Origin of the sequence: Calothrix sp. NIES-2098 (assembly GCF_963875125.1) — a bacterium.
Classification (GTDB): Bacteria; Cyanobacteriota; Cyanobacteriia; order Cyanobacteriales; family Nostocaceae; genus Aulosira.
This window is the reverse complement of record NZ_CAWNKJ010000001.1, coordinates 2,946,201-2,959,419: the sequence shown is the minus strand read 5'-3', so window position 1 is coordinate 2,959,419 and position 13,219 is coordinate 2,946,201. Positions and strand designations below refer to the sequence as shown.

Below are 13,219 nucleotides of genomic sequence, written 5' to 3'. Positions count from 1 at the left end.
ATGCCATCATTATCAGAACGGCTGGCTTGAGAGAGGAATCGCAAATTTGTTGGTAGAGAACAAGAGATTTCCATTCTGTTCTTCTCGACAGCCTGTGCGCAAGAAAACGAAAAATATTGTCAGATTTTCGCAGTTGGATAACATCAGCCCTAGGCACGTTGTCAAAGCGATCGCCCGCAAGGTTTAATTTTCGCTGTCATGAAAACTGCTGATGCAAGCCCTTGTGGGGCTACAAGGGCAACTATTGCATATGTTACTCCTCACCAGAAATATTAATAAGTGTGAGTTTAATGCAACGCATCAGCCCTAAGAGTAACCAGCGATGAATCAGATACAGAATTGGCTTCAAAACTCCCTTTTGTTCATCCCGATTTTGCTCGCCAGCACTCCAGCCTACAGCCAGATCAACCCCGATAATACTTTAGGCGCAGAAAGTTCTCTCCTCATACAGAACGTTCCGATTAACGGTGTTAACTATGACTTTATCGATGGCGGCGCGCAACGCGGTGCTAATTTATTTCACAGTTTTAGCCAGTTTAATATTAATGATGGGCAACGAGTATATTTTATAAATCCATCTGGAGTAGGAAATATACTATCGCGGGTGACGGGTGGAAATCCATCAAATATTTTGGGTACTTTGGGAGTTTTGGGTAATGCGAATCTGTTCCTCATCAACCCCAATGGGATTGTATTTGGGCAAAATGCCAAATTAGATGTACGCGGTTCCTTTGTGGGGACTACCGCCAACGGAGTGCGATTTGGCGAACAAGGAATATTTAGTGCCACAAACCCAGAAGCACCGCCACTGTTGAATGTTAACCCTTCGGCGTTATTTTTTAATCAACTCAATCAAGGGAAAATTACTGTTCAATCAACGGCGAATGCAGGTATTAGTCCTACTGGTGCGATCGCAACTGGTTTAAGAGTACCAGATGGTGAAAGTTTACTGCTGGTTGGTGGAGATATCAACCTTGATGGCGGAGAACTCAAGGCTTATGGTGGCAATATTGAGCTAGCGGGGTTGTCTGCACCTGGTGATGTGGGGCTGAATTTTGCAGATAATAACCTCAGTTTAATAATACCGGATGGCGTAGCAAGAGCAGATGTAACTTTCAGTAATGGGGCGGTAGCTAATGTCCGCAGCGATAATGGCGGTAATATCAAAATTAATGCTCGCAATGTCGAGTTGGCTGGAGACAGTAAATTGCGGGCGGGAATAGATATCGGTTTGGGTACGCCAGAGAGTCAAAGCGGAGATGTTGTAATTAATGCGACGGGAACAACTACTTTGAAGGAAGGTAGTTTTGTTGCCAATATTCTTGAGGAAGAAGCTTTTGGTAAAACTGGTGATATCAAGATTAATACAGGTTCCTTGAAGTTTGATAACGGTCAACTTAATGCTACTAAATACGGGCAAGGAAGCGGGGGAAATATCCTTTTACAAGTAAAGGATGATATTTCTTTAAGTAACGCTAGTGCTATTTTTAGTGGTTTAGAAATTGCTGCTGTTGGTAATAGTGGAAACATTCAAATAGATGCAGGTTCTTTATCGCTGTCATCTTCGGAAATCAATAGCAAAACTTATGGGCAAGGAAATGCAGGCAATATTAATATCAATGTGCGCGACGCAATTAATTTGCAAGGTCGAGGTGTGTATGATTTCAGTACCCGAATTATTAGTTCTGTAAATTATGAAGGTGTAGGTAAAGCCGGAGATATTTCAATCACTACAGGTTCTCTCCAGTTGCAGGATGGAGCTTTTATTTCTAGCCTAAGTTTAGGCAAAGGAAACGCCGGAAATATTACAATTGATGCGCGCGATCGCATTACTTTTGAGAATACCAGTTATGCTCGTGCTGGCACATCACTAGAAGCAATAGGTAACGGCGGAGAAATTCGCGTTACAACCGGAACTCTGTCCTTAAGTAGTGGTTCTCAAATTGATAATAATATTGCAGGACAAGGTAATAGTAGCGATATTACAATTAACGCCCGTGATGCAATTAAATTAGATGGCATCGTTGGTACATTTATTACTGGCATCAACAGCCAAGCACTATCAGCAAATGCTGGTAAAGGTGGAAATATTCAAATCACAACTGGTTCGTTATCTTTAACAAATGGTGCAACAGTAAATACTACTACTGGTGGGCAAGGAAGTTCAGGTAATATCACTATTAACGCACAAGATACAGTTACCGTTGATGGTTTTGGGAAAGTACCAGTTTCCGGCTGTTTTGGATTAGTATTGTGTCAAACAAGAGTATCCCAAACCGGAAAAATTATAGCCGAGAATTTGCTACCTAGTAACATTAGCAGTTCTAGCTTAAGTGAAACAGCTAATAGTGGTGATATTCGGCTCGATACGAAAAATCTGGTTCTCAAAGATGGGGGAAGAATTAACGCTGATGTCATTAGTAATAATGATGGTGGCAATATATTTATTAAGGCATCAGATACAGTTTCTATTTCCAGTCCTGAATATGGTGTCTTCTCTTCACAAATCGGCAGTACTTTCCAGGGAAACAATTTAAACTCTACAGGTAATGGCGGTAATATCAATATTCAAACAGGGAAATTTTCACTCAATAATTCTGCTTTGCTGACTTCAACTATAGGCACAGGAAACGCTGGTAATATTTCTGTAGATGTGCAAGATTCTGCATCTTTGATTAACAGCAGAATCTTCAGCAATGTTGAGCCTGAAGCAGTAGGTAATGGTGGAAATATAAATTTCAAAGCCAGGACACTTTCTTTGGATAACTCTCGTTTGTTTTCTCCAACCTACGGAATTGGTAATGCGGGAAATATTTCAGTGCAAGTGATTGATTCTTTGAAACTGAACAATCAAAGCTATATTTTCAGTAGTAATGCAGCCGGAGCAGTTGGTAATGGTGGTGATATAAATATACTTGCTGGCTCATTTTCTTTAGATGGTGTTTCTGGAATCACTGCTGCTAATTTAGGCGGTCAAGGCTCTGCTGGTGATATTTTAATTAATACAGTGAATAACATTGATTTGGCTGGTGAGTCTTTTATTGCTACTTTTACCAATGGAGAAGGCGATGCAGGTAAAATTAACCTCCAAGCAGGCGGTAATGTTTCAATTGCTGTTGGCGGAGGGATTTTTGGTAATGTAGCAGAATCCGGAGTTGGAAATGGTGGTGATATTACCATCCAAGCTGGCAATTTTTTGTTAACTGAAGAGGCTCAACTGCAAACCAGAACTGTAGGAAAAGGTAGTGCTGGTAATATTACTATTAAGACAACAGAGAACTTAAATATTGATAAATCCATAGTGGCAACTACTACCAACGGACAAGGAGATGCAGGTAAAATTTCACTGCAAGCAGGAGAAAATATTTCCATATCAGGTAACTTAAATAGCCCAGATATTAGTCTAGGAAGCAGTCTATTTAGTGGCGTAGAAGCAAACGGAGTGGGTAAAGGTGGTGATATTGAAATTCTAGCTACTAACTTTTTTGCTGATGGTGCAAAATTACTAGCTGGTACGTTAGGACAAGGAAATTCAGGTAACGTTCAAATAAATACTACTGGTAATATCAACCTCAAAAATGGCGCTCAAATTATGACATCTACTATTGGCGAAGGGGATGCTGGTAATGTCAAACTTATCGCTAGCGGTCAGGTTTTTATTGATGGTGTGGATGCGAATGGTTTGGGAAGTGGAATTCAGAGTACGGTAGGAGAAGAAAACTACTTTTTTGGTACGGGTAAAGGTGGCAATATTGATATTACTGCTCGCGATTTATTCGTTACCAATAATGCGCAAATAAGTTCTAGTAGCTTCGCTGAAGGAAACGCCGGAGACATTTTCATCAATTCAGGTTTGGTGCAACTGGATAATAATGGCAAGATTGCTGCCGTCACTAATTCCAAAGATGGCGGAAATATAAATTTCAACATTGCAGATTTGTTATTGCTGCGTCGCAATAGCAATATTTCCACTACCGCAGGGTTAGCCCAAGCTGGCGGTAATGGCGGTAACATCAGCATTAATTCGCCTTTCATTGTTGCAGTACCAAACGAAAACAGCGATATTTCTGCTAATGCTTTCACTGGTAAAGGCGGTAATGTAAACATCAGCACTCAGGCTATCTTTGGTATCGAAGCCCGTCCCAAGCTTACAAATCAAAGTGATATCACTGCAAGTTCAGAATTAGGCGTACAGGGACAAATTAATATCTCTCAACCGCAAGTCCAAACCCCACAAAAACTGCTGGAGTTACCTACAGGATTGGTTGATGCGAGTAGTCAAATTGCCCAAACTTGCCCTAGAGGCCCGAATGCTAAACCTTTGGGTAGCTTTGTCGTGACTGGACGCGGTAGTTTACCACCCACTTCTTTAGAACCACTCACAGGTACAACTAGTCTTAGTCCGTTAGCCAGTTTGGATGGAGAAAATGCTGATGGTAACGCGGGGACGCAGGGATATAAAGACGCGGAGAGTTCTTCGGAAATTATTGAAGCCCAAGGTTTGGTGAAAACTGCTGATGGCAAAATTGCCCTTCTAGCCCAAGCACCGACAGCCACGCCTGCGGCTACAACAGCGACTAGTGCATGTGTTACATCTCGCTAGAAATATTAATAAGTGTGAGTTTAATGCAACGCATCAGCCCTAAGAGTAACCAGCGATGAATCAGATACAGAATTGGCTTCAAAACTCCCTTTTGTTCATCCCGATTTTGCTCGCCAGCACTCCAGCCTACAGCCAGATCAACCCCGATAATACTTTAGGCGCAGAAAGTTCTCTCCTCATACAGAACGTTCCGATTAACGGTGTTAACTATGACTTTATCGATGGCGGCGCGCAACGCGGTGCTAATTTATTTCACAGTTTTAGCCAGTTTAATATTAATGATGGGCAACGAGTATATTTTATAAATCCATCTGGAGTAGGAAATATACTATCGCGGGTGACGGGTGGAAATCCATCAAATATTTTGGGCACTTTGGGAGTTTTGGGTAATGCCAATTTGTTTCTCATCAACCCCAATGGTATTGTATTTGGACAAAATGCCAAGTTAGATGTAAGCGGTTCCTTCGTGGGGACTACTGCCAACGGAGTGAGATTTGGCGAACAAGGAATATTTAGTGCCACAAACCCAGAAGCACCACCAGTATTAAATGTCAACCCTTCGGCGTTATTTTTTAATCAACTCAATCAAGGGAAAATTACTGTTCAATCAACGGCGAATGCAGGTATTAGTCCTACTGGTGACATTGCGACAGGTTTAAGAGTACCAGATGGTGAAAGTTTGCTGCTTGTTGGTGGAGATATCAATATTGACGGCGGAGAACTCAAGGCTTTTGGTGGAAATATTGAGTTAGCAGGGTTGTCTGCACCTGGTGATGTGGGGCTAAATTTTGCAGATAATAACCTCAGTTTAACAATGCCGGATAGCGTAGAAAGAGCAGATGTCAATTTAAGCAATAGCGCACAGGTAAATGTTCGGGGTGCGAATGGCGGTAACATCAAGATTAATGCGCGAAATCTAAACTTGACAGGTGAAAGTATAATACGGGCTGGGATAGATAGCGGTTTGGGTACGCCAGAGAGTCAAGCCGGAGATATTGTTATTAATGCGACAGGAACAACGACTTTAACAGACGGTAGTTTTATCGCTAATGTTCTTAAGGAAGAAGCTTTTGGTAAGGCAGGTGATATCAAGATCAATACAAATGCATTAAATTTTGATAATAATGCGTATCTAAATGTAATTAACTACGGGCAAGGAAACGGTGGAAATATATTCTTACAAGTTAAAGATGGCATTTCTCTAACCAATGATGGTGGAATTATTAGTGGTATAGAAAATAATGCCATTGGCAATAGTGGCAATATTCAAATAGAAGCAGGTTCTCTCCAGTTAAAAGATGGAGCTTTTATTTCTAGCTCAACTTCAGGTAGAGGCAACGCAGGCAATATTATAATTAATGCGCGCGAAGCAGTTAATTTACAAGGCAAGGGTGTTGATGACAGTACCCAAATTATTAGTGATGTTAATGATGAAGGTATAGGTAAAGCTGGTGATATTCAAATTACTACAGGTTCTCTCCAGTTAAAAGATGAAGCTTTAATTTCTAGCTCAACTTCAGGCAGAGGCAACGCAGGCAATATTATAATTGATGCGCGCGATCGCATTACTTTTGATAATAACAGTTTTGCTAGCAGTGGTACATCTCAAGGATCGTTAGGTGACGCAGGACAAATCCGTATTAAAACCGGAACTCTCTCTTTGAGTGGTGGATCTTACATCGAGAATAATGTTTTCGGACTAGGTAATACTGGTGATATCACTATTAACGCACAGGATACAGTTAGTGTTAATGGTTTTTCCAAATCTATAGTCCCAGGATCTTACTGTTCTGGCTCGGCAATTTGTCAAACAAAAGTGGATGAGAATGGACAAATTTTTACCGAGATTTTTCAAATCAGTAACATTAGTAGTTCTAACTTAGGTGAAGCAGCTAAGGGTGGTACTATTCGTATTAATACGAAAAATTTATTCTTAAAAGATGGTGGAAAAATTGACGCTACTGCTTATAGTAGTAATGATGCTGGTAACATATTTATACAAGCATTGGATACAGTTTCTATTTCTAGCCCAGACCCAGAATCTAATATTTTCTCTTCAGAAATTAGCAGTGGTTTCCTGGGAAGCAATTTAGATTCTACAGGGAATGGTGGTAGCATCAATATTCAAACAAAAAAATTCTCACTCGATAATTCAATTTTGCTAACAACAACTATAGGAAAAGGAAACGCTGGCAATATTTCTTTGGATGTTCAGGATTCTGCATCTTTGATTAACAGCAAGATCTATAGCAATGTTGGAACTAGTGCTGTAGGCAATGGTGGCAATATAGATATCAAAGCTAGGACGCTTCTGCTAGATAATTCTAAATTGTTTTCTCCTACATCCGGAGTTGGTAATGCAGGAAACATTTCAGCACAAGTAGCTGATTCTTTAAAATTGATAAATCAAAGCACTATTGTCAGCAACATCCAATCTCAAGCAGTTGGAAATGGTGGTGATATAAATATACAGGCTGGCTCATTTTCTTTAGATACTAATTCTAGAGTCACTGCTGTTAATTTAGGCGGTAAAGGCTTGGCTGGCGATATTTCAATTAAGACAGTAAATAATATTGATGCCGATCAATCATTTATAGCCGCGTTTACCTCAGGACAAGGAGATGCAGGTAAAATTAATCTGCAAGCAGGTGGTAATGTTTCAATTACGGATAAAAGTGGAATCTTTGGAGATGTAGATAAATCAGGAGTTGGAAATGGAGGAGATATCACGATCCAAGCTAGCAATTTTTATTTAACTGATGGAGCTAATTTGCAAACCACAACTAGAGGTAAAGGTAACGCTGGTAACATAACTATTAATACAATAGGAGACTTAATTATTACTAGCCAGTCACAGTCAGGTTTGGCAACTAGTACTGGTGGGCGAGGAAATGCAGGTAAAATTTCACTTCATGCAGGAGAAAATATTTCGATATCAAGTAACCGAAACAGATCAGATATTGGTTCAAATGCCCCTCTATTTAGTAGCGTAGAAGCAAACGGGGTGGGTCAAGGTGGCGATATTGAAATCCAAGCACGTAACTTTTTTGCTGACGATGCAATCTTATTTTCCGCTACTGTAGGGCAAGGCAATTCAGGCAACGTTATCATTAATACCACTGGCAATATTACCCTCAAAAATGGCGCTCAAATTCTAACCTCTACTGTTGGAGAAGGATCTGCTGGCAATGTTAAAGTTATCGCAGGTGGTGAGGTTTCCTTTGATGGTGTGGATGCTAATGGTTGGAAAGGTGGAATCCAGAGTACGGTAGGACAAGAAGAAGAACCTGTGGGTCAAGGTAAGGGTGGCAATATTGATATTACTGCTCGCGATTTACTCGTTACCAATAATGCGCAAATAAGTTCTAGTAGCTTCGCTGAAGGAAACGCCGGAGACATTTTCATCAATTCAGGTTTGGTTAAACTTGACAATAATGGCAAGATTGCTGCCGTCACTAATTCCAAAGATGGCGGAAATATAAATTTCAACATTGCAGATTTGTTATTGCTGCGTCGCAATAGCAATATTTCCACTACCGCAGGGTTAGCCCAAGCTGGGGGTAATGGCGGTAACATTACCATCAATTCGCCTTTCATTGTCGCCATACCCAACGAAAACAGCGATATCTCAGCTAATGCTTTCACTGGTAAAGGTGGTAATGTGAATATCAGCACTCAGGCTATCTTTGGTATCGAAGCCCGTCCCAAGCCTACAAATCAGAGTGATATCACTGCAAGTTCTCAATTAGGCGTACAGGGACAAATCACTATTTCTCAACCACAAGTCCAACCACCGCAAAAACTGCTGGAATTACCTACAGGATTGGTTGATGCGAGTAGTCAAATTGCCCAAACTTGTCCTAGAGTCCACAATTCTAAACCTTTGGGTAAGTTTGTCGTTACTGGACGCGGTAGTTTACCACCCACTTCGTTGGAACCGCTTGTAGGCGCAACTAGCTTCAGTCCGTTAGCCAGTTTGGATGGGGAAAATGCTGATACTGGCGCGATGACGGAGGAATATAAAGAGGCAGTGAGGAAGTCGGAGTCTTGGACGCCACTTGCTTCAAGTCGGGGAACCCGCCCAACGCAGTGGCTCCGCTTCCCGTCGAGTCCGAACTTCCGAACCCGAAGGGGGAATCCTTCGCAAATTGTTGAGGCGCAAGGTTTGGTGAAAACTGCTGACGGTAATATTGTCTTGGTTGCGCAAGCGCCAAATGCTACACCTGCTGCTACTACTAGTTCTGGGATGTGTCCGATAGTGAAGTGAACAAGATCTTTTTATATCACGCAGAGGCGCAGAGAGGAGTATGAAGAGGTTGCAAAAGTTTGTGATGTTGATGGTGATGAGTGCTTTATTATGCATGACATCGCCTGGGTTGGCGCAAGTGACAAATGTTGCTCAAGTCCCTAGCGTACCTGTTGAGCAGCAGGCGCGAGTATCATACGCTAAGGGTGAGTTTGCACAGGCGGCGCAGTTATTTCAACAAGCGGCTCAAGCTTATAAAGTTGCTAAAGACCCGATTCGTCAAGCGTTGAGTTTGAGTAATCTGTCGCTTTGTTATCAACAGTTGGGACGGTGGGATGATGCTAGCCGTGTAATTACGGAAAGTGTTGAGCTTTTACAGGCAATCAAGGAGACTAAGCCGGATAAGTTATTGGCACTGGCGCAAGCTTTGGATATTCAAGGCGGATTACAGTTAGCACGGGGACAGGCGGAGGCGGCGCTGAAATCTTGGGAAGGTGCTACATCTATATATACTCAGTTAAATAAACCGAGTAAGGCACTGACGAGTCAAACGAATCAAGCGCAAGCTTTACAAAATTTGGGTCTTTATCGCAAGGCAATTTCTCTATTAGAATCGGCGCTAAAGTTACCGCAGGTTTCTACTACTAATACCGAACAACTCAAGTCTCTTGTCGATAAAGTTGCTGCGACACCAGAAACGGCTGTAGCTTTGCGGACTTTGGGCGAGTCTTTGCGGGTTGTGGGTAATCTGGGGGCAGCAAATTTAATTTTAGAGCGCAGTTTGGCGATCGCTAATGAATTAAAATTACCTGAGGTCGTTACCTTAACTCAACTTAGCCTCGGTAATCTTGTCCGCGCTCAATTGAGTTTAAATAAAGGTAGCAAGACTCCGATCGATCCTCAAGCTGCAATCAATTTCTATCAACAAGCTGCTGCTTCTGCATCACCAGATTTAAGGATGCAAGCACGAGTCAATCAACTCAGTTTGCTGGTGGAGACTAATCAACTCGATGCGGCAAAAACTTTATTACCCCAGCTGCAACAAGAAATTGCGACATTACCACCCAGTCGGAGTGCGATCGCATCACGGGTAAATTTGGGGCAAACATTGATACAGATGCAAAAGCAGTCTCCAGATACAGCTTCGTGGCGAGATGTGGCTCAAATGCTGGCTGTGGCAGTTCAACAAGCGAAGGATTTGGGAGATACACGGTTACAAGCTGATGCACTGGGTAGCCTAGGTAACGTTTACGAACAAACACAACAGTGGTCTGAGGCGGAAAAGTTAACTCAACAAGCGCTGCAATTAGGGCAACAAATCAATGCAGGGGATATTGCCTATCGTTGGCAATGGCAGTTAGGTAGGGTGATGAAAGCCCAAGGTAAAAATGATAGTGCGATCGCAGCTTATAAGGAAGCAGTCGGTACAATTAAATCTCTCCGCGCCGACTTAGCCGCAGCTAGTCCTGACGTGCAATTTTCCTTCCGCGAAGCTGTTGAACCAATTCATCGTCAACTCGTTGGCTTGTTAGTAGAGTCAAATCAAAAAGATAATTTGAAGACAGCGCGAGATGTGATTGAAGGCTTGCAATTAGTCGAACTAGATAACTTCTTTCGAGAAGCTTGTCTCAACGGAAACCCGGCGTTAGTAGACAAGGTAGATCCCAAAGCCGCAGTCATTTATCCAATTATTTTGGAAAATCAAATAGCGATTATTGCCAGCTTACCAAACTCCCAAAATAAAGCCCAAGATGACCGTGATTTTCGTTACTATAAAACAGCTGTTAGCAACGAAAAAATCGATAAGCTAGCATCCCAACTAGGGGATGGAATGAAGCAACCAACTAGCTTGGATATAACGCTGCCGAAATTGCAGCAAATGTATAATTTAATAGTTCGTCCAGAAGCAGAGGACTTAGCAGCGAGTCAAGTAGAAACATTGGTATTTGTATTAGATGGGGTTTTGCGGAACGTCCCAATGGCGGCGCTGCATGATGGTAAAGAATTCCTTGTGGAAAAATACAGCATTGCCCTCACACCCGGATTACAATTATTAGCACCGCGATCGCTCAAACAAGAACGCTTAGGAGCCTTAGTCGGTGGGCTGAGTAAAGCTCGTTTGGGGTTTGAGGCTCTACCCAATGTCGAGAAAGAAGTAGAAAAAATCGAATCGGAACTACCCTCGGAAGTTCTAGTTAACCAGAAATTTACAAATTCCGCCTTTCAAAATAAAATTTCTGCTGTTTCCTACCCGATTGTTCATTTAGCAACCCACGGACAATTTAGTTCCCAAGCAGATGACACATTTATTCTTACCTGGGACGGCAAGATTAAAGTTAACGAACTCAGTGGCGTTTTAAGAACAGTCGAAATCTCACGAGACAATTCCCTCGAACTTCTGGTATTGAGTGCTTGCGAAACAGCAGCAGGCGATAATCGTTCCGCTTTGGGATTAGCAGGCGTAGCAGTACGTTCTGGTGCTAGAAGTACAATAGCAACTCTGTGGCGTGTCAACGATGAAGCCTCTGCAACTCTCATGAGCCTATTTTATGACCAATTAGTGCAAGCCAATCGTACTGGAATTACCAAAGCAGAAGCGTTAAGACGCGCCCAACTTGCCATTTTAAAGAGCCAAGAATATCAAACACCATATTACTGGGCACCCTATGTATTACTAGGAAATTGGACTTAGGCAATACCAATTCATTAGTAATGAAAACCCACCCTACTCAAAGTAATTTTGGGTAAGGTGGAAATTTCAAAACTTAGAATTCCAAGCTAAATATGTAGCTTATTTGATTCGGGAGTTTTCAATTCTGATGCGTGACTTGTCGCTTCTTCAAATAAGAAATCGGCAAATGCATCTGCCAACTTCATATCAGAAAGTCCTTCGACAAATAAAAACTGACCTTGGGGATTGACTTCTAACCAAATAGGTTCGCCGTTATCATCCAATTTCAAATCAAAGATACCCATGCGTAGCCCCATGATATTCATGAATTTACGCAAGCCAGTCTCAGTTTCCCTTGGCAGTTGATAGGGTTCGACAACTACCTCATCCAGATGAACGCGCCAATCCAAGCGATCGCAAGTGATTAAAGCTGCATAAAAGCGATCGCCAAACGCATTCACTCGCAGATGACGAGTACCAGAAATCATTTCCTGATAAATCGCTGGCGATAATCGTAATGTGCGATCGGAGGATAACAGAGCATCGTTGACCTGGTGAGTGGTTAATGGGGCTTTAGTTGTACCCGCGACTGTCTTGACAATCGCTTGGTTATTCAAAGCCTTACAGAAATCGCGGATAATCTCCGGGTCTTGACTCACCAAAGTTTTGGGAACGCGTAAGCCCGCTTGCAGTGCTGCTCGTAATTGCGACAGTTTGTTTTCTGCTTTGCGGCTAGCATCAGGATGATTAATCCATACGCCCCGAAATTCGTTGAGCATGATGCCAGTGAAACTTGCCATACAATCATTCAAAATGACATCTATGGCTGCCTCATCCACTACATCAGGCGGTAGTTGAGATTGGTGAGATTTTTTCCACGAATTCCCACTAGGTCGCCGCCACCAAATTACATCTAACTCCTGCACATTTAATCCTTGTCCGCCCAAGGTGGGGAGAATTGGTGCATAAGCTGCTGTTGACGACCAAGTGAGTTTACCACTATCCGCTAATCGGTCAGTTTCGATGATGTCGCATTTGACTTGGTGACGGTCTTGCAAGGTTTTCCGAATGGCATAGGCATGAAAATCTTCCTCAACCGTCGCAATGGCTATATGAGGTTGATGATTAGAAGCAGTCACTGTCATCCCATCCGCTATCACTACCTGAGATGGTGGCACAATGCTCATTTCTCATAGAGAGATTGGTAGCATCAGCAATGGTATGCGTGTATTGGGTAAGTCTTTCTGGTACGGGATACTCAGAGGGCGGACGGACGCTTAAAACAGCAGGAACTGCTTGTTCTCCGTTAGTTGCTGAAGCGGCATTGGCCGACGCTGCTACAGTAAGAGTATTAATAGCCGCAACAGACAACATCACTGCGGGTAACAAACTGGTTTTATAGTTCATATACTTTTTCCTATTGGAGAGTTGAGTTAAAACCATTTCTCAATGGCTTTAATCAAGTTGATATTTAGTAAAGTAATAAACAATCGGGGAGAAGTAGGGGAGATGAGAAAATATTGCTGATATCATGTCCGTTCAAACCGACGTCATTGCGACCGGAGGGAAGCAATCTCAAAAACCCCGCGATTGCGTCGTTCCACTGCGTTTCACTCGCAATGACATATTAGGGGTAATTTGCCGGACATCATATGACTTTTTGTCCCAGCCTTGTGTAGAAATTTGATAATCTTGTGAG

Annotated in this window: 5 protein-coding genes; 3 read left to right on the top strand and 2 right to left on the bottom strand. The window is 42.3% G+C overall.

What is annotated here, in order from left to right:
- Positions 1-322 precede the first annotated feature (322 nt).
- Genes AACU33_RS12450 through AACU33_RS12440 form a run of 3 tightly spaced genes read left to right on the top strand, consistent with a single transcriptional unit; the run spans position 323 to position 11,541 of the window.
- Complete coding sequence (locus tag AACU33_RS12450) at positions 323-4,603, top strand: two-partner secretion domain-containing protein (RefSeq protein ID WP_096588825.1); 4,281 nt, start codon at positions 323-325, stop codon at positions 4,601-4,603.
- 55 nt (positions 4,604-4,658) lie between these two features.
- Complete coding sequence (locus tag AACU33_RS12445; protein WP_096588823.1) at positions 4,659-8,870, top strand: two-partner secretion domain-containing protein; 4,212 nt, start codon at positions 4,659-4,661, stop codon at positions 8,868-8,870.
- Positions 8,871-8,910: 40 nt separating this feature from the next.
- Positions 8,911-11,541: a CHAT domain-containing protein gene (locus AACU33_RS12440; RefSeq protein ID WP_339375954.1), complete on the top strand. Its 2,631-nt coding sequence runs from the start codon at positions 8,911-8,913 to the stop codon at positions 11,539-11,541.
- An 86-nt stretch (positions 11,542-11,627) separates the two neighbouring features.
- Here AACU33_RS12440 and AACU33_RS12435 read toward each other — a convergent pair whose 3' ends face one another.
- On the bottom strand, positions 11,628-12,707 hold the full coding sequence (locus AACU33_RS12435) for a hypothetical protein (protein WP_339375953.1): 1,080 nt from the start codon (positions 12,705-12,707) through the stop codon (positions 11,628-11,630).
- A complete protein-coding gene (locus tag AACU33_RS12430; RefSeq protein ID WP_096588819.1) occupies positions 12,646-12,927 on the bottom strand; it encodes a hypothetical protein in 282 nt (93 codons plus the stop codon). Before AACU33_RS12430 ends, AACU33_RS12435 begins: the two co-directional genes overlap by 62 nt.
- Positions 12,928-13,219 lie beyond the last annotated feature (292 nt).